This is a genomic window from Nodosilinea sp. E11, assembly GCF_032813545.1.
Taxonomy (GTDB): domain Bacteria; phylum Cyanobacteriota; class Cyanobacteriia; order Phormidesmidales; family Phormidesmidaceae; genus Nodosilinea.
Map to the genome: position 1 here is coordinate 306841 of NZ_CP136520.1, position 24453 is coordinate 331293.

General features: G+C 53.7%; 28 protein-coding genes, 1 tRNA gene and 2 pseudogenes. 6 read left to right on the top strand and 25 right to left on the bottom strand.

The features are described 5' to 3' along the window. Nucleotides 1-18: 18 nt before the first annotated feature. The 25 genes and pseudogenes from RRF56_RS03835 to RRF56_RS03960 all read right to left on the bottom strand — a co-directional run bounded on the left by RRF56_RS03835 (nucleotide 19) and on the right by RRF56_RS03960 (nucleotide 18831). On the bottom strand, nucleotides 19-441 hold the full coding sequence (locus tag RRF56_RS03835; RefSeq protein WP_317036306.1) for a YciI family protein: 423 nt from the start codon (nucleotides 439-441) through the stop codon (nucleotides 19-21). 136 nt (nucleotides 442-577) lie between these two features. Then, complete coding sequence (gene arr / locus RRF56_RS26350) at nucleotides 578-1315, bottom strand: NAD(+)--rifampin ADP-ribosyltransferase (RefSeq protein WP_410510532.1); 738 nt, start codon at nucleotides 1313-1315, stop codon at nucleotides 578-580. Nucleotides 1316-1333: 18 nt separating this feature from the next. Further along, nucleotides 1334-2026, bottom strand: coding sequence for a dihydrofolate reductase family protein (locus tag RRF56_RS03850; protein ID WP_317036307.1), 693 nt, complete (start codon nucleotides 2024-2026; stop codon nucleotides 1334-1336). 49 nt (nucleotides 2027-2075) lie between these two features. Further along, nucleotides 2076-2504, bottom strand: coding sequence for a VOC family protein (locus tag RRF56_RS03855; RefSeq protein ID WP_317036308.1), 429 nt, complete (start codon nucleotides 2502-2504; stop codon nucleotides 2076-2078). Between the two features lie 78 nt (nucleotides 2505-2582). After that, the gene (locus tag RRF56_RS03860) at nucleotides 2583-3062 is read right to left on the bottom strand and encodes a VOC family protein (protein ID WP_317036309.1); all 480 of its coding nucleotides are present in this window, start codon (nucleotides 3060-3062) and stop codon (nucleotides 2583-2585) included. A 539-nt stretch (nucleotides 3063-3601) separates the two neighbouring features. After that, nucleotides 3602-3946, bottom strand: coding sequence for a DUF3703 domain-containing protein (locus RRF56_RS03865; protein WP_317036310.1), 345 nt, complete (start codon nucleotides 3944-3946; stop codon nucleotides 3602-3604). An 11-nt stretch (nucleotides 3947-3957) separates the two neighbouring features. Continuing rightward, nucleotides 3958-4584 carry a type 1 glutamine amidotransferase family protein gene (locus RRF56_RS03870; RefSeq protein ID WP_317036311.1) on the bottom strand — a complete coding sequence of 209 codons (627 nt, stop codon included), beginning with the start codon at nucleotides 4582-4584 and terminating at the stop codon, nucleotides 3958-3960. Between the two features lie 45 nt (nucleotides 4585-4629). Next, nucleotides 4630-5013, bottom strand: a complete 384-nt coding sequence (locus tag RRF56_RS03875; protein WP_317036312.1) for a VOC family protein — start codon at nucleotides 5011-5013, stop codon at nucleotides 4630-4632. 103 nt (nucleotides 5014-5116) lie between these two features. Continuing rightward, a complete protein-coding gene (locus RRF56_RS03880) occupies nucleotides 5117-7873 on the bottom strand; it encodes a LuxR C-terminal-related transcriptional regulator (protein WP_317036313.1) in 2757 nt (918 codons plus the stop codon). A gap of 48 nt (nucleotides 7874-7921) precedes the next feature. Further along, nucleotides 7922-8419, bottom strand: coding sequence for a DUF1772 domain-containing protein (locus RRF56_RS03885; RefSeq protein ID WP_317036314.1), 498 nt, complete (start codon nucleotides 8417-8419; stop codon nucleotides 7922-7924). 210 nt (nucleotides 8420-8629) lie between these two features. Further along, on the bottom strand, nucleotides 8630-8806 hold the full coding sequence (locus RRF56_RS03890; protein ID WP_317036315.1) for a hypothetical protein: 177 nt from the start codon (nucleotides 8804-8806) through the stop codon (nucleotides 8630-8632). A 433-nt stretch (nucleotides 8807-9239) separates the two neighbouring features. Continuing rightward, complete coding sequence (locus RRF56_RS03895) at nucleotides 9240-10115, bottom strand: DUF4037 domain-containing protein (protein ID WP_317036316.1); 876 nt, start codon at nucleotides 10113-10115, stop codon at nucleotides 9240-9242. Nucleotides 10116-10308: 193 nt separating this feature from the next. After that, nucleotides 10309-10704 (bottom strand): VOC family protein, encoded by a 396-nt coding sequence (locus tag RRF56_RS03900; RefSeq protein ID WP_317036317.1) that lies wholly within the window; start codon nucleotides 10702-10704, stop codon nucleotides 10309-10311. Nucleotides 10705-10765: 61 nt separating this feature from the next. Further along, nucleotides 10766-11026 (bottom strand): annotated as a pseudogene (locus RRF56_RS03905) (VOC family protein); the annotation flags it as partial. Between the two features lie 15 nt (nucleotides 11027-11041). Next, complete coding sequence (locus RRF56_RS03910) at nucleotides 11042-12229, bottom strand: transposase (protein ID WP_317033614.1); 1188 nt, start codon at nucleotides 12227-12229, stop codon at nucleotides 11042-11044. A 109-nt stretch (nucleotides 12230-12338) separates the two neighbouring features. Further along, a pseudogene (locus RRF56_RS03915) lies at nucleotides 12339-12482 on the bottom strand (glyoxalase); the annotation flags it as partial. A gap of 18 nt (nucleotides 12483-12500) precedes the next feature. After that, nucleotides 12501-12911, bottom strand: coding sequence for a VOC family protein (locus tag RRF56_RS03920; protein WP_317036320.1), 411 nt, complete (start codon nucleotides 12909-12911; stop codon nucleotides 12501-12503). A 34-nt stretch (nucleotides 12912-12945) separates the two neighbouring features. Further along, the gene (locus RRF56_RS03925) at nucleotides 12946-13725 is read right to left on the bottom strand and encodes a helix-turn-helix domain-containing protein (protein ID WP_317036321.1); all 780 of its coding nucleotides are present in this window, start codon (nucleotides 13723-13725) and stop codon (nucleotides 12946-12948) included. 228 nt (nucleotides 13726-13953) lie between these two features. Next, a complete protein-coding gene (locus RRF56_RS03930) occupies nucleotides 13954-14457 on the bottom strand; it encodes an AAA family ATPase (RefSeq protein WP_317036322.1) in 504 nt (167 codons plus the stop codon). A 169-nt stretch (nucleotides 14458-14626) separates the two neighbouring features. Next, complete coding sequence (locus tag RRF56_RS03935; RefSeq protein WP_317036323.1) at nucleotides 14627-15139, bottom strand: DUF1579 domain-containing protein; 513 nt, start codon at nucleotides 15137-15139, stop codon at nucleotides 14627-14629. Between the two features lie 246 nt (nucleotides 15140-15385). Beyond that, nucleotides 15386-15787 carry a VOC family protein gene (locus RRF56_RS03940; protein ID WP_317036324.1) on the bottom strand — a complete coding sequence of 134 codons (402 nt, stop codon included), beginning with the start codon at nucleotides 15785-15787 and terminating at the stop codon, nucleotides 15386-15388. Between the two features lie 156 nt (nucleotides 15788-15943). Further along, nucleotides 15944-16420, bottom strand: coding sequence for a GNAT family N-acetyltransferase (locus RRF56_RS03945; protein WP_317036325.1), 477 nt, complete (start codon nucleotides 16418-16420; stop codon nucleotides 15944-15946). 95 nt (nucleotides 16421-16515) lie between these two features. Beyond that, nucleotides 16516-17091, bottom strand: a complete 576-nt coding sequence (locus RRF56_RS03950; RefSeq protein ID WP_317036326.1) for a dihydrofolate reductase family protein — start codon at nucleotides 17089-17091, stop codon at nucleotides 16516-16518. A gap of 56 nt (nucleotides 17092-17147) precedes the next feature. Beyond that, entirely contained in the window at nucleotides 17148-17756 is a 609-nt protein-coding gene (locus RRF56_RS03955) for a GNAT family N-acetyltransferase (RefSeq protein WP_317036327.1), read from the bottom strand. A 433-nt stretch (nucleotides 17757-18189) separates the two neighbouring features. Next, the gene (locus RRF56_RS03960) at nucleotides 18190-18831 is read right to left on the bottom strand and encodes a TetR/AcrR family transcriptional regulator (protein ID WP_317036328.1); all 642 of its coding nucleotides are present in this window, start codon (nucleotides 18829-18831) and stop codon (nucleotides 18190-18192) included. A 225-nt stretch (nucleotides 18832-19056) separates the two neighbouring features. Between RRF56_RS03960 and RRF56_RS03965 the strand changes: the two genes are divergently transcribed. The 6 genes from RRF56_RS03965 (at nucleotide 19057) to RRF56_RS03990 (ending at nucleotide 24266) form a co-directional block, all read left to right on the top strand. Next, nucleotides 19057-19449: a monooxygenase family protein gene (locus RRF56_RS03965; RefSeq protein ID WP_317036329.1), complete on the top strand. Its 393-nt coding sequence runs from the start codon at nucleotides 19057-19059 to the stop codon at nucleotides 19447-19449. A gap of 732 nt (nucleotides 19450-20181) precedes the next feature. Beyond that, nucleotides 20182-20730, top strand: coding sequence for a hypothetical protein (locus RRF56_RS03970; protein ID WP_317036330.1), 549 nt, complete (start codon nucleotides 20182-20184; stop codon nucleotides 20728-20730). After that, on the top strand, nucleotides 20691-21242 hold the full coding sequence (locus tag RRF56_RS03975) for a hypothetical protein (RefSeq protein WP_317036331.1): 552 nt from the start codon (nucleotides 20691-20693) through the stop codon (nucleotides 21240-21242). Before RRF56_RS03970 ends, RRF56_RS03975 begins: the two co-directional genes overlap by 40 nt. A gap of 114 nt (nucleotides 21243-21356) precedes the next feature. Further along, nucleotides 21357-21479, top strand: a tRNA-Ser gene (locus tag RRF56_RS03980). Between the two features lie 466 nt (nucleotides 21480-21945). Continuing rightward, nucleotides 21946-23562 (top strand): ribosomal protection-like ABC-F family protein, encoded by a 1617-nt coding sequence (abc-f, locus tag RRF56_RS03985; RefSeq protein WP_317036332.1) that lies wholly within the window; start codon nucleotides 21946-21948, stop codon nucleotides 23560-23562. After that, nucleotides 23562-24266, top strand: coding sequence for a DNA alkylation repair protein (locus RRF56_RS03990; RefSeq protein ID WP_317036333.1), 705 nt, complete (start codon nucleotides 23562-23564; stop codon nucleotides 24264-24266). The genes abc-f and RRF56_RS03990 overlap by 1 nt, the downstream gene beginning before the upstream one ends. Nucleotides 24267-24453 lie beyond the last annotated feature (187 nt).

Sequence of the window (24453 nt, forward strand, 5' to 3'; positions counted from 1 at the left end):
TGGTCAAAGGTTAATCGTCTAGCTTGAACTCTGCCGTTCCATTTCGACCCGCAGGCGGTTTTCCTGCTCCCGCAGTTCTGGGGTAAACGCTTCGCCAAAGTCTTCATCGGCAAAAACGGGGCGAGTTTCGACTTCGCCGTCCTGAAAGGGGCTGCGCTTGACCCAGGCGATCGCGTCTGCCATCGACGGCACCTGCCAAATCCAGAAGCCAGCAATCAGTTCCTTGGTTTCGGTAAAGGGGCCATCGGTAACAGTGCGGTTTTTGCCAGAAAACTGCACCCGCACTCCCTTAGAACTGGGATGTAGTCCTTCACCAGCCAGCATTATTCCGGCGTTGACCAGTTCTTCGTTGAACTGGCCCATTTCGGTCAGCATCGCTTCGGTGGGCATAACCCCCGCTTCAGAGTCGGAGGTGGCTTTGACGAGAACCATAACTTTCATGGTGAAGTCTCCTGTTGAATGTTTTTTGGTGCTTAGCGCCAGAGTGAACAGAGCCTCAACCCTGGCTCTATTGCTTAGTCGAACAGAGAACGTCTAAATCGACAGGTCAATGGTTTTTGGGGTATTAGAAAATTGTTCAGTCGTCTATCGGCTCAACCCCCAGGCGCTCAAGCCGTGCTAGACCATCCTTCATAGCGTTTACCGCTTCCGGCGAGTGCCCCTGCCAATCGGTGATCTCGCCTGTAACCCTCAGCGGCTCACGCGATCGAAATGACTTGGTCGGATTGCCCCGAAACTTCTGATTGGTCAGGTTGGGGTCTTCTTCAATTGGGCCGGTCGGTTCCACGAGGTAAATTCTGCCGGGACCTTCACCGACCGCTAGCTCCGCTCCCCAGGTGGCGGCATCCAGCGTGCGGGTAAGATAGACATGGGGGGTGGTCCTGTCCCTATTGCCGAAGTTGGGGACGTAACCTGGCTGAATCAAATCCCCTGGTTTTAGATTAGCCCGAGTGCCGTGGTAAAGCGGCCAATCCGTAACCTCGCCTGTAACCCGCAACGGCTCGGGGGAGCGCCATGACATCGACGGATGTCCAGGAGACTGGTAATCGATCAGGTTGGAGGTATCTTCAATTTGACCAGTCGGCTCTACTCTGTAAACTCTGCCGGGACCGTCGCCGATCGCAAGTTCTGCCTCCCATATAGCTGCATCCAGATTTGGAGTCAGGTAGACATAGGGCGTCATCCTGTCCCGCTCACCAACGTCTGGAAGATGGCTGGGCTTGATCAGATCTCCTAGCTTCAGCTCAGCCCGTGTGCCATGGTAAAACCGCTGCGTCTGCGGGGTGCCGGTGGTGCTAAGAATGCCTGGGTTCATGTCTGTCTTCTCCTAATATCACCACGTTTCATTCGCCATCTTTTGGCGTCGAGTTAACTCTTTCTCACTCGGCCCGGTACTCGCGCTGGTCAAAGACTGGCCCAGGGCCATCGCATCGGGCTGGATATCACCATCGGGTACATAGGTGCTCATCACCACGCCAGTGGTCGAAACCTGAGAGCGCACGAGTCGCAGCGCAAAGGGCTTGGCCGTCTCGCCCAAGAGACGCTTGCCTCGCCCCAGCACCACTGGGAAAGTCCACAGGTTGTACTCGTCTATCAGGGATGCGGGCTGTAGTGTTTGAATCAAATGGCTGCTGCCGATAATTTGCAGGTCAGGGCCGGGTTGGGCTTTGAGCGCAATGATGGCCGAGACGACATCGCCGGAAAGCAGGGTCGAGTTGTGCCAATGGAGCGTCGTCAAGGTGCGCGAAGCCACGTACTTTTTGGTGGCATTGAACGTCTTTGCGATCGGGTGGTCGTCGGGCTGGTAGGGCCAGTACGCTTCGAATATCTCATAGGTTCTACGACCGAGCACCAGTTCCCGATCGCTACCGTCGAAACCCGCTGCTGAGAGGTCCATGCTCTCGTCCGATAAATTCCACATCCAGCCGCCCAGGGTAAAACCACCCGTTGGATCTTCTTCTGGGCCACCGGGTGCCTGCATGACGCCGTCAAGCGACACAAACGTAGATACAATCAGCCTTCTCATGGGAGCACTCCCGTCGTTGCTAAACTGATTTGCAAACTAGCCCAACGGCCTAGAACGTGATGCGTACGGCAGGTGTGCTGCGATTCGCTTCGCCATGGTAAACAGCTTCAATGTTGTTACCGTCAGGATCTAGAACAAAGGCGGCGTAATAGCCTGGGTGGTACCCGCGCTCTCCAGGGGCACCGTTATCTCTACCGCCGTGAGCCAGAGCCGCTTGATAAAACGCGTCTACCATGGCGCGATCGCGGGCCTGAAACGCTAAGTGATGGCGTCCGGTGAGTATCCCCTGCGCAGCTTCACTGTTGGAGGTTGAAACGAACAGCTCATCCGCCCAAAAGAATCCATCACCGGTGCCGCCCATCGGAATATTCAGGGCATCGAAGATCGCTGTGTAGAATGTCTGACTGGCGGCAAGGTCTTGCACGACTAGCTGAATGTGGTCGATCAAACGACCGCGATACACTTCCTGAGTTTCCATGTCCTGCTCCTATCGATTACAACTGCCAGAGACCGTGCTCATTACCGTTTTGAAGCGTGATCGGAGGCCGTATTCCGACTAATTCTGCTCGTCGGCAGCCCGCTCAATCTCGGCGATGTCAATCTTGACCATCTGCATCATGGCCTCCTGGGCTCGTCGAGCGCGTTCCCGGTCAGAATCATTAAGCAATTCGATCAGTCGGGTTGGAACGATCTGCCAGGAAAGCCCCCAGCGATCTTCGATCCAGCCACAGGCAACTTCTGAGCCACCATCCGCAAGGGCAGCCCATAGCCTGTCAACTTCAGCCTGATCGTCGCAGTAGATCTGGAACGACACGGCTTCAGTAAATGGAACCTGCGGGCCGCCGTTTAGCCCCATATATTTCACCCCTGCCAACGTAAATTCGACGGTCAGCACGGTATCGGCAGGCCCGCTCGGTGTGTCAGTCGGCGATTTCAAGACTCGGTCGATGCTCGAACCGGGAAGCAGCGAAACATAAAACTGTGCGGCGTCTTCGGCGTCGCCACTAAACCATAGACAGGGAACAACTTTCTGCATAATGGTCAATCTAATTGAGTGGGTTAACAGGTTTGTAAATCTGTTCAACGATAATGTTCTGCTGTATGAAGTAGTCGAACCGGGAGTCATCAAATCGACAGGTCAACCATATTTTTTTCGGCAGGTTCTACCACAAGTACATTGAGCGGCGAAGATATACCCCTCGTCGAGTTTGACTATGAGCAGCCAGGCTGAAGGCGGCGGTGCCAATACCGCAATCGCAGAGAATTTTAGGTTCAAATCCATGGGGCAAATAACCTCCTTTGCGTAGCGATCGCCAAAGCTGTCGGTACGCCCGACCATAGCCCAGAAGTTGAAGGTGCTGGTGCCACCATCCCGCAGCCTGATTGTAGGTTTTGGCGAGTCCTAAGTTAGTGGGATAAACCCGTTGAACTGAGACTTGCCACCAACCAACTGTCCATTCCATTGATCAATCTCCGAGTAGTGCGACTGTAATTACAAAGTCGCTCTCTATCTCAATTAAATCCCTGATCTAATGGATAGTCAGGAGGATAGTTGGCCAGACATAAATGACCTGTTTACTGCTGTAGAAGCTGCTGAATGTCCTCAGGAATTGAACTATTGTCCACATAATTAGGATTAGCCTTACCGCCTCTTAACTGTCTTACTTGCCCAAGCAGAAGTGTGAGAGGAAAAGCCAGCAAGGTCGGCATGAGTTGTCCTTTTATTTCCTTGAAATCCTGTTGTTGCCAGGCCAGGGTGAACATGTGCCAGTGGGCAATGGTGTGAGCGATCGCATCTCTCTGACCCAGCAGGTGAGCCCGCTGGAGAGCCGTCCAAGCCGCTTCAAAGTCTTGCTCTGCCGTGGCCGATTTTGCCCTAGCAAGTTCTGATTCAAAGTGTTGCCGGATAATTGCTTTCATCGGTTCCTCCGCTAAGGTTGAGGTGGGGTGGTGAGCTGCTGTAGCGTGAAATAGTAAGCCGGATCACCGGTCTTAAAGAGGCCAAACCAGGCGTCTAAAACGGGCTCGTCGTACAGATCGAGCGCTTTAAAGATGTGGTAGGCAAATTCGATGGGAGCCGTTGAATTGGCTGTAATCACGTTGTCGGCGGTGACGACAGGCTGGCTTTGGTAATGGGCTGCACCTCGATAGCCGGTGGCTTGCAGGTATTCGGCAGCATTGCTGGTATGGGGTCTGTCATCTAGAAGCCCGGCGCGGGCCAGTCCGGCGGTCGCTCCACAGATTGCTGCGATAGGGATGCCTGCTTGTAGAAAAGCCTTGGCTGTTTCTAAGATCTGGGTATTTTTGCCCTCATCCCAGGCTTCCCCACCGGGCAAAATCAGCATGGCACCGGCCTCCACTTCATCTAGGGATACATCGGGCAGAATAGTCATGCCGCCGATGGTGGTGATGGGGTCACTGGTTAGCCCCAACGTTTGTACGCCGTAGCGTCCGGGATGTTTTTGGTGGGCTGGGTTGTTGATGGCTGCGATCGCATAACCCGTCTCCCAATCGGCCAGGGTATCGAACACAAAAAGATAAACAATCTGTTTTTCCATAGAGAAATGCCTGCTGTACTTTGGCCCAGATCACCAGCGTTGTGATCAACTAGGCCCATGGCACACAGCCTCAATGTTGTGTCCATCGGGATCTAAGACAAAGGCACCATAATAATTGGGGTGGTAGTGAGTTCGTAGACCCGGAGCACCGTTATCTTGTCCCCCTGCTTCTAACGCAGCGGTGTAAAATGCCTGCACTACCTCATGGCTTTCGGCCCGAAAAGCAATATGAAGTCGAGGGGTATTGACATCTCCTTGGCCAACCCAAAAATCTGGATTCCCTTCTACACCAAAAAGACCTGCGGCAGAGTTAGTAGGAGAGGCACTAAACTCGCTTAAAAATTGATAACCCAGGGGGGCTAAAGCCTTCGCATAAAACGCTTTACTTTTCTCAAAATTGCTAACGTTGATGCCAACATGATCAATCATCACTTTCGCGGTCTATCTCGCTTGTAGGAGTCAGTTTGTGGAGTAAATTTAGTCTATCGAGGTCGCCCCTGAACGACCCTAACCAAAAGGATAGAAACTGAAGCTAGGGCAGCAACCCTAGATCCCTGGCTCTGGCGACGGCCTGGGTGCGATTGGCCACTTCTAATTTGCCGTAGATGTTGCGGGCGTGCCATTTGACGGCGGCGAGGCTGACGTATAGCTTATCGGCGATCGCCTGGTTGGTCATGCCCGTCGCTAGATAGGTTAATACCTCCAGTTCGCGATCGCTTAGGGGTTCCACCAACGGCTGAACCGCAGCAGGTTCCTGGGCTGCCTGCATCTCAAAGATTGCCAGCAATCTCGCTACTTCCTTAGTCTCAACCCGTTTGGAAGCAGCGCAGGAAAGCAGGTCTGCCATCGCTTTGCCTTCATCTAAAAACAGACGAATATCGCTGTCCTGATGGGGGATAGCTAGTGCCTGTTGCAGGCAGTCTAATGCGCGCGATCGCTCATCCTGTACCTGCCAAATCAGCGCCTGCAACAGCAGCGTCTCTATCAGGCGCAGGGTGCGCCCGCCCGCTTGGGCCTGGGCTTGCAGGCGGGTGAGCAATCGCAGGGCTGCTTGTAGCGGGGCCGATGCGGTCTGCCGGCCCTGGGCCAGCAGCACCCTGGCATAGGTTAAGTAGATCAGTTCAGCGGCGGTAGGACATCTCTTGGTGGTGTTGTAGTGCAGGTCATCGTCTACAGTCAGTCCGCAACTCTCCACCCAGGCGATCGCGGCACTGACATTGCCCTCAGCTACATACAGCCGAGCTTTGCAGGCTGCGACAGGAGGAATGGTTGGCCAAAGCCAGACCTGACAGCGTTCGGCCTGACGAATCGCTGCCCAGGCCGCCGCCAAATCTCCCTGGGCCTGACGCACCCGCGCCAGGGTGATGTAGCCCATCATCAGGCCGGGCTGCTGGTTTTCAATGGCGCGATCGATGCTTTGGCTGAGATGGTCGGCGGCGGCCTCTAGCTGGTTTTGCTGCCGCAGCAGATCGGCTAAAGCCACCTGAACCAGGACTCCGGCATAGGTGGCGAGCCAGCGCCGTTCGGTGGCCAGGTCCAGGCCCTGCTGGCAGAGGGCGGTAGCTTTAGCGAGCTGTCCGCGCAGGGCGAGAAACTGGGCCTGCAGGTAGAGCCCCGCGATCGCCGGATCTGCCGCCCCCCGCACACGACCAATTCGACTGACCTCCGGCAGCAACCGTCGGGCGGCATTGTAGTTGTCATCGACAAAATAGGTGACGCCCAGATTGAGAAGGATGAGCGATCGCAACCAGGAATAGTTTTGGGGTAACAGTTGCAGTGCCTTTTCCATCAAGGCGACTGACTCAATATTATTCCCCTGCTGCCGGGCCTTCATTCCCTTTAGAGCGACCACCAATCCCCAGAGCTGATCAGGGTTTTCCGTCTCGGATGTGTTCTCCTCCAGCAGTTGCTCCATCTGTTCAATCACAGCAACCGCCTCGGCGAACTGGGAAGCGGTAAACCCCACCCAGGACTTTGCCGCCAGCAGCCAGGGACGGGCCTGAACCAGGTCGGAGGGTAACGCCGCCAGGGCATCACTTAGCACGATGGCATCCAGTCGCGGGTTTTCGCTGGTCTGCATTTCCTGCTCGATCAGCTGGGCGGCGTAGTCAAAGGCACGGGCGGCGATCCCATGGTGCAGGGCATCGGCGATGTAGCCCTGGCGCTCATACCACTGGGCCGCGCGGCGGTGATAGTCCAAAACCAGATCCGGTTCCTCCCGCTGGAGCTGGTGGCGCAGGGCCTCGGCAAACAGGTGATGGTAGCGATACCAGGTGCGCTCGTCATCCAGCGGCACCACAAACAGGTTTTGCCGCTCTAGCTGCTCCAGGGCCTGAGTGCCGCTGACGGTAGCTGTATCCATCACGGCGGCACAGAGGCTACCGCACAGCTGCTCCAGAATTGCCGTTCGCAGCAGAAATTGCCGCACTGGGGGCGGTTGACGGTCTAACACCTCCTCCACCAGATAGTCCAGAACGTATCGCTGGGTGCCGCCAAAGGTTTTTAGCAGTGCCGTTGGTCTAGCCGATTCCCGGAGCGATAGCATGGCCAACTGTAGTCCTGCAATCCAGCCCTCGGTCTGCTGCTGGAGGGTCGCCACCTCGGCTTCGGTGAGGGATTGCGGAAGAGACTGTTGCAAAAAAGTGGTGGCTTCGGCCTCGGTAAAGCGGAGGTCAGCGGCCCGCAACTCCGTCAGCTGCGAGCGCACCCGCCAGCGGGCCAGGGGCAGGGGTGGATCGGTGCGAGTGGCGATCGCCACTCGCAACCCCGCAGGCAAATGCTCCAGCAAAAACCCCAGTCCCTCGTGGATAGCTGGAGTTGTGATCACGTGGTAGTCATCCAGCACCAGAATTAGCTCACTCTGCAGCTGGGCTAGCTCGTTCAAGAGCGGCGTCAAAAACGCCTCAAAGGGAATTGGTTCGGGCGATCGCACCATCGACAGCGTGGCCTCCCCCAGCGGCCCATCCGCCTTTTGCAGCGCTGCTACAACATAGCTCCAGAAGCGAGTAGGGTCGTTATCTCGCTCGTCTAGGGCCAGCCAGCTTACCGGCTGTTGGACCTGCTGCGCCCACTCGCCCAGGGCTGTCGTCTTACCAAAACCGGCCGGGGCAGATACCAAAATCAATCGGCTGCCCAACCCCTGCTGAAGGGTTTGCAGAATGCGATCGCGCCTCACCAGGTGCGATCGCGGCGACGGTTGGTGCAGCTTGGTCAGTAGAAGCGGGGTAGCCACGCATTCAGCCTGGGTCAACGCCAGAACATTATTACGGTAACGAATGGAGTTGCCCATCGCCTATCCTTTCAAGTAGTGAAATTCACAAATTCACCGCAGCGAACACTACAGTTGTGATGGAGTCCCGATCGCTAGCGTAAATAAGGCTGCTGCTATGAATGCGGCAAGGGTTCGAACATGGTTCCAGAATGTCCAGTTTGTTAGATAGCTAGTCCAGAGATTTGCCCCTTCAGGACTGTTGGGATTGGCAACGGCTAGCGCATTATTTAGCGGTACATTGAACACCATTGTGACACCAAAACAACCAATTAAATAGAACAAAGCGCTGACAAGCAAGTAAGCCGCACCAGGCTGTTGCCACCGGAAGATTGAAGAGACAATTAAAATTAAACAAACAACACCTGTACCCAGAAACGCAGTCATAAACCAGGGGTCAATGACCGTAACGTTAATAGATTGCATCGCGGCAATACCCTGGGCGGGTGGTTGTTGCGCCAAAGCTTTCATCACAAAAGTTGAAAAGGCAAAGAATATTCCAGCAATTAACCCACAGCCAAGGGCTGCCATTACTTTCAGGATATACAGATATGCAATCATCACCATGGGTCGAATTCCACTCCTTTATGCAGTAATTAGCTCAGCAATATTGTGCCTAGAATGATGTTGTTTCGGCTTTTTGAACTGATGGTGGGAGGGGGGATTCGTAAGGATTCTCCCTATCCCGATTGGACGGCACTCTGCCTCCGTCACTTTTGTCTGCTTAGAGCCAGGAATGACAATTGCTGACAGGCTAGTAAAGAAACACAAGGTGTTTCAGAACCACATGTCTGAAACGCGACGGCTGTCGCGGGGCAAATCAGCGAAACTGTCAAGACCATCGAAGTGATCGATCGGTAGATCAGCAATGGGCTCCGGCTCGGTCAACCGCAGATTGACGGCTGTCCAGTGTCGTCCGTCCTCCTTTGGAACGGTTGCGACATAGTGCGTCACGCAACCGCAAGTTTTGCAAAAGTGGAAGTCGATTGTGCCACCATCTGGCCGACGATAACTGGTCGTTTCGCCGGATGTGCGGATGTCATGGCCAATGTAGCCGTAGGCCCAGAGGACGCCATAACGGCGGCAAATCGTGCAGTTGCATGCCGTGACGGATTCGGGTGGTGTATCGAGCGTCCAAGCGACGCGCCCGCAGTGGCAAATCCCTTGCATCTTGGGAACTCCTTTTGTTAATTTTTCAGCACTCAACTTGATACAGCTAGAAGATTAGCGACTCTGTGCAACAGCCTTTGGCTCAATTACGGTGCGTCGGCGCTGTGCCGTCCAACGGTCCCAATTACCGGACACAGATAAACTTTGCAACTCACCAATCACTGGACTTTGTTCCGATGCATGGGGATTGTTAGCCTGTTTATTGAGCGTTTGAAGTTTAATCATCGACGGGCAACGTCCACCTGGGGTAAGTCCGATCCAATATCTCGCGCTGCTGCTTGAGATCAATTTGCGGCAATGTCCTTTCTACAAGATCGAGAACTTCCTCAATCAGTTGGCGTAGTTCATAAATTTCGCTTACAGCTTCAGCTTGAAAAACACGCTCTAGTCGGTTGAAAAAATTAGACGGTTTGATGCTCATTTCTTCAGCCCAGTAGCGTGTCCACTTGAAGCCGGGATGATAAATGCGGTTCAGCCCGAACAGGATGTTGAGCAGCCTTCGCACAATGGCGCACTTGTTCTCGTATAGCATCGGAATCTCAAGACGATCTGTCAAGATGTGTTGACCATCAAACGGGCGAAACTTCAGATGCTTTTGAACCATCGCAACTGCAAGTTCTTCAGGATAAGGAGAAAGCTGAGTTTGCCACTGTTTGATGCTGTCTTCGCCATGAAGAACCACTGCGCGTTGAAGATGAAATGCGATCGCTTGCTTCTCAAACACAAGCCCGTTTTGTGACACATCGTAACGCTCAACCAAATCAATCACGATGTTGTCGATTGTATCTCGCGCCCAATGACCTGCTTCGACTTTCATGCCAGACAGATAGAACTGCTCTAACCACCCCTGTGTCGCTTCCCCATACGGTTCAATTTCCCAGCCTGCGACACCAACACTTTGGGCTTTTGCTCGTAATTCTTTGTCAGACGGCAGTTGTGACCAGATAAACGCCAACTCAAGGTCAGAATACTGGTCTGAAATCCCTAATACTGCTGAGCCAAAGATGAAACACGCTTCAACTTTTGGATTAGCAGTAAAGGCAGGAGCAATTTTATGGGCTAAGGAAATTCGCCATACGCTGTGTTCATTCATGGTGAAGACTACAGTCCCTCTAACGCAACAATGAAGTACGCAGCAGGCTGACGTGCAGCGCCGCCCACTAAATGCTGTTGTTATGCCAAATCCTGATTGAATACCCCCGGTTTGTAGGGGCGTAGCATGCTACGCCCCTACGGGGTTCCTAATTACGAATCGGGGTTGACCACGCCGGATTTCGTATTAAGCATTATTTCATCGAGTGAAATCCAATCAGATTACCTTCAGTATCATGAGCCAGTGCGCAGAAACCATGTTCACCGATAGATGTTTTTGCCTGAAATATACTGCCGCCCTGTGCGGCAGCACGGTCGGCCTGCACCGCACAGTCATCACAGCCAAAATAAACCAGAGTGCCGCCGCCGCCAGGAGCAAAGCCATCCATCTTAACCAGCATGCCGCCTGCGCCGTAGTGGGTCATCCCAAGCTCTTTGTCCATGGGAAAAAACCACATATCCATCTCTATCTCAGGAGTCGAATTTGGCATTTGCTCAAGCTTGGTTTCGAGCACGGCTTCATAAAACGCTTTGGCGCGCGTCATGTCTTGCACGTAAATTTCGAAATGAACAACCGGATTGTTTTTCATCGAGTTTCTCCTGCTGATGGATTGTGGTTATCTATGCCTAACAAACTTTCTGTCGATCAAATCATTGTGTTGAAGGTGTCATCCACTGCACTAGCTGAATCACCACCCCGTTGGGGTCGGTTACCTGAAAGAATCGTTCGCCCCAGGCTTCGGTCTCAATGGGGGTGGTAATCGTCACTCCTTCGGTTTGTAGTCGGGCGTATTGGCGATCAATATCGTCTACAACAAAAACAACCAGCAGTCCATCGGCCCGATGCCCGCGCATAGAGACTGGTTTAAAGGTGGTTAGCTCGGTGTGCAAAAAGATCAGGTTAAATCCTGACTGCCTGACACATCTTTATACGGCCTCCCAGGGTGGTAGTTGGCAGCACAAGGACTGGATTCTAGAGAACCAGATGCGGTCATAGTACCGGACTTCAGCTTTTTTAGAGGCAAAGCAGGGTTCAGGGTCAACGGTGAATAGGGGGATGGGTTTGAGCAACGAACGCCCTTTGTTGACGGCTCCTTTGAGCCAGCGCAGGCCAATTTTGAGGTAACTGATGCCCCGAGTCCAATGAGGGTCAACCTGAGTGCGGAGGCCATCGAGCTGAACGGCCATGCCCTGGGTGGTGCCATAGAGGATGGCGACAGCCGCTACGAGATAGAGTCGTTCGAGGGCTGGAGCCGAGCGAATGCCGGAGGCTTCTAGCTCAAAGACCCCGGATTTTGAATCGAGGAAAAGCTCCTCGACTCGAAACCGAAGGGCATACTGCCACAGGGTATTGAGGGACGGCGGCTCATCGGTGATGACAGCCCAGGGCTCCTTGACGCCTTTGACGTTAGCCAGCACCAGGTTGCAGCGCCAGCGACCATCCGTCCACAGACCAATGCCCTCATAGAAACGGGCTTCGCCCTTGGGGGGCCACAGATAGCCGACTTCAATGGGATGACGGCGGGGGCCATGGACCACCACATCACTGGGTAAGCGCAAACAATAGTGCCAACGACTTTGGCTTAACCACTCCAGCAGGTCATGGTTGGCAAACCCTCGGTCGGCTAACAGCATCACATCAGGGTAGGGCTGCAACAGCCGATGGGCCAACCGCAACAGGGGGAGATATCGCTCCGTACTGACGGTGGCACTCGAATGCTCCAAAACCCGCCACAGCAGGGGCACCGCTCGTCCGCAGCAGGTCACCGACAAGTGAATCATGCAGTAGCGATTCCACAGCACCGTGGTATCGAGCGCCAAGTAGAGTCGTCGCCCTTTCCACCGATGGATGGCCGCTAGCACCAACGGCACGTACAGACTTTTGACCCGGACCCGACGATTGCCCATGAAGCGCTGCCATCGTCGTTCGGTGCTTTGCGCCTGGCGGGCGCGACTGGGTACATACGATTCCCACTCCGGTAGGCTCAACTGACCACTGCACACCAGCGCGGTCACCATCCAAGCCAGCGCCTTGAGGTGCCGCAGGTCACGGCGATGGCTATATTGACGCAGCAGTGGCAGCACTTGATCATAGAGGCAGGTGGTGGCTGACATGGTACAGACCCTGAGATGACGCAAATTTCAGCGTCTCATGTCACCTCACCCTTTTCCCCTCGCGTCACGAGGTTTCAAGCCTTTCACCTACTTCTGTCAGGCAGTCAGGGTTAAATCCAGCATCGGGCCGCGAGAGCGATACAAAGCCATCGGCTGACATGTCTTCTTTAAAGCCAAAATGGTCTTTTGCAAAGGCCGCCGATGCGGCTACATCATTCACGTTGAGCGAAATAGCTGAAGCCGTAATTTCCATAGATTCTCCTCAAATGGGTTAATGGTTGAGGACAAGTTCAGCACTCTCAGGAGCCGATGCTGGGGGCGGCTGGTGCTGCACAATATCAACCCCAATGCCGTTGGGGTCGATAACGACAAAATGGCGATCGCCCCAAGGTTCATCCCGCAGTTCCACCTCAATTGGTACCTCCATTGCCGCAATACGCTGATATTCGGCATTCGCATCTTTAACATCAATTGTTATCCACACCCCTTGGCCCAAAAACGGTGGCCGAAAGATGGGAGTCTGGGCTTCGAGGTTAGGCAGCATAAACCCCAACTCGCTTTGTCCCAGACGCAGTAAAACAAACCAGTCGCTATCGTAAATCACCTCACAATTAAACAGGCGACTGTAGAATGCTTTCGATGCTTCAAGTTTTTCGGTAATGATGCCAGACCACAGTTTCACAGACGGGTCTCCTCATAATGACTAAACGCAGGCCCTAGTTTAGAACCCGTTCACGGTCAGGGTCTTGTAAAAAAGCGACATGAGTTTGAAAAAATTGCCTCGGCGATAGCCCTGCCAGGCGCTTAAAGTCATGGCTCATATGACTTTGGTCAGAGTAATTCAGCTCAGCAGCAATGTGGGCCAACGATAATTCACCTGAAGAAGCCAGCCGTTGAGCCGTATGTTGAAAGCGCATAATTCTGGCAAACGTCTTGGCAGGCATCCCGACGGTCTCTAGAAAAACCCGCTCAAATTGTCGATGACTTTGCCCAAATATCTCTGCTGCTTCCCCAATGGGCACCGCACCGCGGGCTGCTTCAATCAAACGAATGGCATGATCAATCGGTTGCAGACGGGGCGACAGCTGGGCCACATAGGCCTCTAAAACCCGATTAAAATGTTGCACAATATTGCCCATCAGCACCGCCTCAGTGAACCGTTCCAGCGAAAACTTGAGCAGCCCCTGAGTAGCCTCATAGGTGTTGGTCAACTCATAAGCACTAGCTTGAATAAAATGACGGCTCTGCCCCGGCCTAAAGCGAATACCAAAATAATGACACTGCTGATCTAAGGGAATATCTACCCTGGCTGTTGTGGTGCCGTAGACCCAGCTATCGATCGATGTGCGGTCAACTCTAAAGGCGATATCTATGGCTCCATCAGGCACCGCAACGTAGGCCGGGCTAGAGTTATTTAAACATAGCCAGTAGTGGTTAACCACCCCCCGCAGCGCTGGTGACGGCGGAACAATCATCTCTTGTGCATTAAAGACCATAGCAGATCAGTAAAGTGGGGACATTCAACGCTGTTCAATAGTTCAATTTAGGTAAACACCTCATCTGCGGCTATCAAGTTTCTGGGCTGCTGTCAAAATCTTGCGATCAGTTTTTTCTGTCTCAGCGCAAAAATAATTCAGTGTAGTGCTTGCTTGGAGGAGCCGACAGCAGCAGGGTAATAAAATGCCAAATCTTTAACCCCATAGCGCACTCTACTGAACGAAAAGTCAGTACCCTTTGAGGCGCAATGATTCAATCATTTCGGCCATGCTCTGCTTAATTGACCGGCCTGCGGTGTCAATCACAATTGGGGCTGGCTGCCACGGCGCATAGGTTCGACAGAGCACATCCTGCCATGTCGGGAGTTTTAAACCAGCAATGTCGGTCGTTCGAGATTCGATTCGGGCCTGGTGCTCCTTGGTATCTGAGCAAACGATCTCGATCTCCACAAAAGGGCTGTTGGCCAAATCGGCAGTTTCGCGCCAGGCCCTTCGCGTGATGTCTAAAGGATTGACGGAATCTGCCACCACCGTTGCCCCTAGACGCAGGTTATCCAACGCTACGCCATAGGCCACTCCGTAGCCCTTAGGGCCAATATCGTCGATGCCCGCCCGCCGCATCGACTGCTCAATAGTATCGATGTGTAGGTAAACCGCCCCCCGCTGGCCCGCCAACCTAGACGATAGGGACGATTTTCCGGTGCCTGGAAGACCTGCAAATATATAAAGCATGACACCTCCTGACGGTGATGAGCCCTGGTTCAAACCGCAGCTAGAAGCAACCACTACTGATCGCTGAATTGCAAAGCAAGAAACCTAAAATTAATGAAGGCTAAGCAAGGGATTCATCGGGTGCGTCATCGCGGAGGGTGACGCACTCGATGAACTGTTTAGGCAACCGCTACTGACGGTGGTAGTTGGCCGTCATAAACTGCTGCCACTGGCCGTCATCGCCCAGGCAAAAGGAGGTCAGCACCCGGTGATCGGGGCTTTTGAATTCGATCACGTCCTTGTACTGGGCCATTTGACCTTCACCAGCCATAGATGGACCTTCAGAATGCAGGGTGAGCATCCGCTCACCAGCGTCAAGTTCGCCGTCGTAAATCCAGAGGTGGGTCATCATCGACCCCATCCAGGTGCCGACAAAGCGCTGTGTTTGAGGGTTGTAGCCAAGGGTCATAATAGTGGTGGCGGGGCTACCGCACATTTCACCCTGGCCTTCGGCGACCACCCAGAGGCCACCCACAGACTTGACGCTCTCAGTTCCAGTGGAGGTTTCCATAGGCTGGTCGGGGCCTGCCATGCCGTCAACTTCATAGGTCCAATCGCCGACAAGTTGTTGAAGCCACTGGTGTGCTTTTGTGGGCTGTTCTACTGCGGGTTCGGTTTGTTGTAGATCAGTTGTAGTAGTCATGGGGTTTCTCCTTGAGTGATCGCTTTTGAGGGTGAATGCCTGTGTGTCATAGCCAGCGATGACATGCAGACATCTGGTTTATGCGGTGAAAAGTTAAGCGCTGCGTAGATTCTTTTGAGAGAACTGATTCTCTGATGGTGGGCATTGCCCACCCTACAGCGTCCAGAATGTTTGAGCTAAATCGGGGGTTGCTTGCTTAGAAATCTCCTCAATGGACCGTCAGCGAGCTGGTTTCTCGACCGGGGTCTATTCGCAGTTGATCATCCAGGGAATGCCAAATTTATCGATTGCCATGCCAAACCGCTGTGCCCAGAAGGTTTTTTCAAGGGGCATTTGAATGGTGCCGCCTTCGGCCAGGGCTTGAAAGATGTGCTCGGCCTTATCGGGGTCGGGAATTTGCAGGGAAACCGAGAAGCCTTTGGGCGCATCGTACTGCCCCGGAGGACAGTCAGACCCCATGATCGCCCAGTCGCCAAAGGTCAGCTGGGTGTGCATAATTTTGTTGGCAAACTCGGGGGGCACTTCGGCCTCGGCGGGGGAACCGGCAAAGGTCATCATGTCACCAAGCTCTCCACCTAAGACCTGGTGGTAAAACTTGAAAGCAGCTTCGCACTGACCATCGAACATCAGGTAAGGGTTAACTTGCATAACGGTCTCCTTGAATGAATGACATCTCTGGCTCTACCCACTAGTCGAACGCCGGGACGCAAAATCGACAGGGCGACCAATATTTACCCCAAACAACGTATTGCCCAGCTAGGGAGACTGGACGTTGAACTCAGACCAGGTGGCTCGGTCTATCGCCTAGACCGAGCAGTCGTCGTCGCCAAAGCGGCGGTGCTCCAAAAATGTGAACCCCAGGCGCTGGTAAAAGCGGTGGGCGCGGGTGTTGCTGGTCAGCGGGTCAATGAGCACCGCCGTGACCTGGGGGTCGGCAAAGCAGCGAGCCAGGGCCAGCCGCATCATGGTGGTACCGTAGCCTTTGCCCAACTCGGTGGGTTCGCCAATCCAAATGTCGATCGCCCGCAGGTGATCGGCCACATCCCCCCAGTAGTGGCTGTCTTCTTGGTCCGGGTCAATAATTTGAATAAAGCCGATGGGGCGACCATCTAGCTCAGCAATCAGCTGCTCGCGCCAGGCGGGGGTGCGGGCTAGCTCGACATCCCAGCCCCAGTCATCAATACCAGCGGCAGCGATGTGTGGCTGCTTCTCCCAACGACGAAGTAGGCTCACATCAGCCAGGATGGCGGGCCGCAGGGCAAGGTTGCTTGACTCAGACATGGTGGGTACCGGCTGGTTCAACATTGGCTAACCGCCCAAACAGTTTAGTTCTTTTGTACTATTTTGCGGGCAGACGAAATAAATCTTCAAAGGCATTACGTCAGGCGGTAGTGAAGTCGCACCACGCCGTTGTCGTAGATCTTGCGATCGCACAGCGTCAGCGCCGTTTGCTGAATCTCGCCCCCAAACAGGGGAATACCTGCCCCCATCAAAAATGGGTTGACCTTCAGGATCAGGCGATCGATTAGGTGATGGGCAAAGAGTGTAGCCGCTAGATTTGCCCCACCGCAGAGCCAAATCCCCTGGCCTGGCTGATCTTTTAAGCGAGATATAAATCCAACGGCATCGTTGGAGATTAGCTCCACGTTTTTATCGGGACTAGTGGGCAGACTGCGCGAAAACACAAACTGATTGAGGTGGGTGTAAGGACTAGTCACACCTTCCTTAAGGCCGACGTCATAGGTCTTGCGGCCCATCAGCACCGTGTCAAACCACTTGTTCTGACTGGAGATACCCAGAGCATCACGAAAGTGAGTCGGCACCGTCTCAGGAAAGTCGCTAAATAAGTCGTTTAGATAGGCTTCATCTTGAGAAAAGCCGTCGTGGGAGCCGTCGTGGTGGGCAATGAACCCATCGACACTACAGGCGACAAAGTAGGTCAATTCTTTCATGCTGCTACTCTTTCTAAATTGAACTAGACATGTTCTTTCTCTTCTAGATGGCAGGGTTAAGCAACCCATCTAGTACGTAGACCACTCACCGCGCGACCTGATGTCCGTTCTCCACAGACTGAGCCGAGGCGATTGCTCACCAGCAAACCATACAGGTCAGAATCTGACACTTCACCGCTGACTATCCAGCGATCGCGCAGATGCCCCTCTTTGAGAAAGCCTAGGCGCTCTAAAGTCTTGGCAGAGGCTTGGTTCCTGGGATCAATTTCGGCCTCTATTCGATGCAGATTGAGTTCGCCAAAGGCATAGTCAATCAATACCGATAGCGCCTCGTGCATAAAACCTCGCCCCCAGGCCGAGCGTCCTAGGGCATAGCCCAACTCCGCCCGCCGACACTGATGGTTGAAGTTAAATAGGGTACAGGTGCCAATTAGCTGGGCATCGGCATTTTTCTCGATACCGAGCTGCAAATAGCTGCCGATACGACGCGCTTCGAAATCGTTAGCGATCGCATCCCTCGCCTCCCCTACATGTTCCCAGGGTGCGGTATTCCAATAGCGCATAACGGCGGTATCAGAAAAGATGGTGTAGAGCATCTCAGCATCGGTCTCGACGAGGGGACGCAGCAGCAGACGCTCGGTGTTTAACGTTACGTAAGGGATCATAAAACCTTCCGTGGTCATTTCGTAGGTAGCTCGTACCGCAAGGCAGCAGGCAAAAGTATGGGAGGAGATTTCAAGACAATCAAGATTTTTGCCCCAGCAAATAGGTGGATTACTTCAGACTCAAAGTACTAAATGTTTAGTTGTATTGTTCTGATGTTGAGGGTGAAAGGTAAGCCGCATATCCTCAAGTAAATGGCCTATTTAGGTTAGAAGACCTCATTTAGCTGCTGGTCGGCGAGTACCAAGCAGCTACCTGCGATATTGTGCAAACTGTTGCTAAAGCTTGAGGGGCATCATCGGATTTAGTTTGAATTTGCTGATTGGTTTATTCTCCTAATGTATGGCTGAGATGTACCTAACCGAAAGGATGGGCCTCCAAGAGTGCTGGCGGGAACACTCTTTGTTCTTGTGGCCCAGGCTATGACCGGGAGAGTTACTGTTGCCCCAGCCTTGGATCGCTGGGTTGTAGACCGCCAACCAGGGTGGCAGTGGCCAGTTGAGCCAACGACAAGATCTCTGCCTGCTCAGTAATGGGCAACTGGTGCTCAATCAGCAGCATAGCCAGACCGTGCACCAGCGACCAGGTCACCCAGGCCAGCTGACGCGGGTCGCCCGCCTTAACCAGCCCCGCCGATTGCCCGGCCACTATGGCCTCGACCATCACCGTAAATGCCTCGCGACCGACGGCGTTGAGCGTGGGATAGGCCGGGTTATCGGCCTGAAACGCGCCAAACATCACTCTGTAATGGGCCGGGTGGGCGATCGCAAACGCCACATAGGCTACCCCGCTAGCTCGCAGGCGCTGCAACGGGTCAGCGATCGCCGCCAACCCATTCGCTTGTAGATCTTCCAATAGCCGCTGAAAGCCCTCTTCGGCCACCGCTGCTAAGAGGGCTTCCTTATCGGCAAAGTGGCGATAGGGGGCGGCCTGAGACACCCCCACTCGGCGCGCCACCTCTCGCAGCGATACACCCCTGGCATCTTGCCGCTCGGCAACGATGGCCAGGGCGGCATCGACTAGAGCCTGGCGCAAGTCGCCATGGTGGTAAGCCGGTTTTGCCTGGGCTTTAGCCATTAAAAGCACCTGAAATCGCTTCAGCGTCAACATTACCACAAAATGTTGACGCTGTTAACACGCATGCGCTAATCTAATGTTAGCGACGATAACACTCCATGGAAATCTGGCAAAATCTCTGTGCCATATCAATAAGTCGTCGATACATTGGCTCATGCATGAGTGGGCGTATCCCACCAGAAAAGTGTATGGCTTTTTTGCTAATTAAAGACTTGTTTAGGAGGCATGATGAATTATTCTGTCTACCACCTTGATCTTCCCGAACATCCTGAGGTCGTTGTTTTTGTGAACGGGTTTATTGCTCGCGATCGCCCAGGCTTTTTCTGGCTCTGGAAAAGCCTGCTGTGGATTCGAACCGTTACGGCACAGGCAGAAGGCTGTGTACAAGTTAAAGCAGGTATTTGTGGTTTGAATGAAGTTGTCATGGTCAGCTACTGGAGTTCCGGCAGCAGCTTGAAAGGCTTTTTTAGAGGTGAAGCCCATCGAAAAATGATGCAATTTATTTCTAAAAATCCTCAGAGTTTGTGCTTGTACAATGAGACCTACAGCCCTTTGAAGAGCGGCAAGTACATTAATGAGCCACAAGGAATAGCGACTATGTATAGGCGTTTCCAGTAGTCTGCCAAGATTCTTAAAACAGGCTGTAGTGGGATAAAGCCTTGCTAATCGGGAGCGGGCACTGGCGGCTGAGAATTGCCAGTTAACGGTAGCCCGTTAGGCATTACGAGCCTCTTTCCAGGCAAAACCGTCTTGCTTCAGGACGCCAAAGGAGGGAGTGCGGCAATTCCAGCACTGCCGGGAGAGCATGGAGTATTTCAGGCGATCGCACCCCCTATTGCAGCTACAGCGGCGGGCTCACGGTTGTGGCTCCTGGTGGCGACACTAGCCAGGTGGCCATACACGGTTGACATCCTCACCACACCACTGGGTTTGATCCACTTCTACCCAGCACCTGCTTACTCCCAAGGAAATGGAGAAATGTTCATTTGAAAGCGATGGGAGTGTCGCTCTTCCATCACAGCTGAGTAATCGCTGATGAGATAACCCATTGCACGTTGGTGAAGGCTGAGGACGGCACTGGCGCTAGAACCGACGCCAGAGTCGAATCGCAATCAGCAACCTGTTAGAAGGACAATTGGAAATATACCTCCACACATCGATTGAGTTTTGGCTAAGCAGAGCTATCTTGGGAAAAGCCCTTTAAATTTTGGCTACCATAGCCATTGACAACCGGGCTAGGACGTTCTCTCAAACAGTCTAAGGGTGATGGCTATACGTGGTTTGCTGCCTCAGTGTTGGACACTGACACTCAAGGAAATCCGGCCTTCAGTGAAACGACGGTTCTAAATTTTGACCTTTGAGCAGCAATCAACCGCGATTCCCGCAGGGATTGCTTCGCGAATCGCCCGCTACACCCCTGGCACCCTGGGCAACGCCGGGCGACCGCTGAGCATTGCCATCACCCCTGGCACCCTGGGCAACGCCGGGCGACCGCTGAGCATTGCCGTCACCCCGCCGGGCCTGGGGCAACTACCCGGCGCTGAACGGCAGCAAATGGCCAACTACTGCGCCGCCGCTCAGGGCGGCATCATGGGCTACAAGGCGGCGGGGCTGGACAAAACCCGGATAGCAGTTTTGGGGCAGGCGATCGCCGTACTCAGCACCCTTCAAACCGATAACCCCCTGAGCATCGACCGGCTGATTTCATTCACTGCCGAGCAGGATCCACTACTGGTGAATGCGATCGGGGTGTTAGACCCGAAGCACTACAAAAAGCTGGCGGAAGACCTCCAGACCCCTAGCTTGATGGCTAGGCACCTCTTCAATCTCAGTGCGAACAACTGTCCACCGAGTAGCTGTTGGCCTCGTCTCACCCCCAAAAAACTCAGCTATCGGTGATCAATCTGGGCAGCCTAGGCGACAACGCCAGCATTCTGTTTTGGGTATCGCAGTTTTTGCTCAACCTCAACCGCTATGCCCAGCGGCATCCCTCGGGCCAGCTCCAGGCGGTGGTTTTGTTTGATGAGGCCGATCTGTACCTGCCTGCCCAGGGTAAACCTTCGACCAAAGAGCCGATGGAAAGCTTGTTGAAGCGAGCCCGCTCCGCTGGGCTGGGTATTTTGCTCGCTACACAGAGCCCTGGCGATCTGGACTACCGGTGTCGAGAGCAAATCTCCTCCTGGTTTGTCGGCAAAGTGAAGGAAAACACCGCCCTCAATAAGCTGAGGCCTATGCTCAGCAAAGCCAAGACAGATGTTACCAGCAAACTCGCCAACCAACAGGTCGGTGAGTTCTTCGCGATCCGTGCTGGGGAGGTCACCAGCCTGAAGGCAAACCTGTCATTGATTCGGGCTGAACAGGTACCGTTGGAAATGGTGCAAGCCCTAGCGGCCAGTTCTGTAAATCAGTAGATAGCTAACCGGCACGCGCTGCGATCCTGGAACCAGCTTTCAGGAGCAATCCCGAACGAACTGTCTGCTTTTGCTTGTTCATCCCCATCGTCGGGTACCCCTTTGAGCAAATTGCGGTAGGAAATTGGTAGGACGGTTTATTGAGAACGGCTATAATCGAGGGACAGAAGGGATTAGAAGATTTTCTGAACTTCGTTCGGGACGAAGGGGCCGTGGGTTCGAATCCCGCCATCCCGATTCTTTTGAAACCTACTGCGGAAGCGCCTTGTAGCCGACGCATCAACCTTTTGATGACCCTAACATATTGTCAATAGGGAGGGTGAGGTTGGCTACTTTTGGACGCTTTTGGACGTCTGAGTGGTAGGAAGATGACCACAATACACCCCCCGGTAGCGGCACGCCCGACGCTGAGCTACGACCTCGATAAAAGCCTTATCAAGGGAGAAAGCGATAAAGGCAGGCTGAGATTACGCTTTACCGATGGAGGCATACGCCACACCATAGCTGTTGGCTTGCCTGATTCCAAAGTTATGCGATCGCTCCAATGGTTACCGATGTATTATCATGTAGCATGCCTGTAAGAGTTTATTTGACCTCAGGCCCAGACCCCCATTAGTTATCCCTGCCAGCGCCATGAAGTTTTTTCTAAGCTACACCCCTTCACCCTGTCCCCACGTTTCGGTGATTAGCCTTAGACGTCAGCATGGCCAAAACACTCTTATCTGCGCAGAATCTCAGCTACGGGTTTGACCCGGCATCTTTGCTGTTTGAGCCCATTAACCTCAGTATTCAGGTCGGCGATCGCGTCGCCCTGGTAGGGCGCAACGGCAGTGGCAAATCTACCTTAATAAAAATTCTGGCAGGGCACCTACAACCTACGCTAGGAACCGTTTCGCGGTACGGATCGCTAGCCTACGTACCCCAAGCCAGCACCCTGGGGCCGACGGAGCCGACGGAGACCATTCTAGACACCCTTAGTGCTGCCTCAGAAGACTGGTGGTTTATCGACGAGTGCTTGCGGACTCAGTTCGAGACCCATTTAGATTTATCGCTGCCCACCGCTAGCTTGAGCGGTGGCGAACTGACCAAGCTGCTGCTGGCGATCGCCCTCGCGCCCGCCCCAGATATTCTGTTGCTCGATGAACCCACCAATCATCTAGATCTACTGGCTTTAGATCACCTCCGCCTCTGCCTGGAGCGGTTTCAGGGAGCGGTGGTGTTGGTCTCCCACAAGCCTCACTTTCTCGACCAGGTGGCCTCCACTACCTGGGAACTCACGCCTCAAGGGCTGAATGAATACGGCGGCAACTACACCCACTACCGCGAGCAAAAGCAAGCCTGCCAACGAGCAGCAGAACGCTCCCATGAGGTGGCCAGAAAAGCCCTAAAACGTGCCCAGGCGACAGCCCAAGCCGAGCAAAAACGAGCGGCCCAATCCCAACGAGGGGGTAAGCAAAAAGCTGAGAGTAGTGGCATGGGCAAGATGGCCCAGCATTATTTTGCCAATCGGGCCTCGGGCACGGCAGGCACGGCGGCTAAGCGCAATCAAGCGGCCGTGGAGCAAGCGGTTCGACAGGTGGCCCAGACCAAGGTGAGAACTACCAAGGCCACCACCATTCACCTGGCGGAAACCAGTCAAAAGCGCCGCACGTTACTAGAGATTCGCGATGGCCACCTCAGGGTCGGGGAGAGCGTGCTGGTCCGGGAGCTTCAGCTGCAAGTGGTTGTGGGCGATCGGATGGCGATCGCCGGGGCCAACGGCTCTGGCAAGTCCAGCTTGGTTAAAGCCATCTTTGCCACGGTTGAAACCGAGTCAATCCGGCTCGATGCGGCTGACCTGCGCCTGGCCGACCCTCTCGAGGTGGTGTACCTCGATCAGACCTATGAGTTGATTGATCGCCACGACAGCGTGTTGGGCAACATGCAAGCCACTAACCCGGCTCTGCCCTACCAACACCTGCGCCAGCAGCTGGGGCATTTCCTATTCTTTGACCAGGCGGTAGACAAACCCGCCTCGGCCCTGAGCGGGGGAGAACTGGCCCGACTAGCCCTGGCCATGATCAGCATTGCCAACCTTGACCTGCTAATTTTAGATGAGCCCACCAACAATTTAGATATTGAAACGGTTGAGACGATGATTGGGGCCATCAATGACTACCGGGGTGCGCTGTGGGTGATTTCTCACGATCTGGATTTTTTAAGCCAAATTGAGATCGACCGAGCGTTTCAGCTCAAGCACCAAACCCTTCAGCTCATGAACGCTCTGCCCCAGGCCACCAATGATGCGTGTTCAATACCGGGGTGCCCTGGCGATTCCTGATGTCTTTAGCAATGGATACCTATCTTCATAACCTCAGAAGACTTTTTGAGTCGCAGGCAAACCCTGACAGAGCCTTGCCGATGAAGCAATACATGCGGAACCAGTTTGAGTATTTGGGTATCCAGAGCCCTCAGCAAAAGGTTCTCCTGAAGCAGTTCATCTCAGACTATGGATTGCCTGAACGTGAACGACTAGACTCTGTCGTGCGGGAACTCTGGGATTGGCCGGCAAGAGAGTACCAATATGCAGCTCTTACGTTTCTGGACAAGTTACAAAAACAACTTGCCCCAGATGTGATTCCTCTGCTGCATCACTTGATTGTGACGAAGTCTTGGTGGGACACAGTAGACTCTATCGCCAGCCATCATGTGGGAAAACTGTTGAAGCAGTATCCTGACATTAGAGATGATGTAATTGATCAATGGCGAAAATCCGACAACCTCTGGTTACGCCGCACTACGATTCTGTTTCAGCTTGGATACAAGGGTGATACTGACGAAAGTTTACTATTCTCTTTGATTCGGGAAAACCAGGCTGATACCGAATTTTTCATTCAAAAGGCGATTGGCTGGGCACTTCGGGAATATTCCAAGACAGCTCCTGATGCTGTGCTGGCGTTTGTTGAGCAGGAACACTTAGCAGCACTGAGCAAACGGGAAGCTTTGAAGTGGATGAAGTCAAAGGAAACTATTCATGGCTTTTGAGATAGCAGAGCATCTGGCTTTGGGGCAGCCGCTCAGGGCAGAGCGCCCTTTCGCTTTTACTCATTACCGATGGGCATTTCTCTAATCAGAGCAGAGCATCACCTCATAGAACCAGGCATCTTCAGTATCATTGGCCGTCTCAACGACTGAGATCACATCTTCTAGCGTAGACCGTGCTTGTTCTACA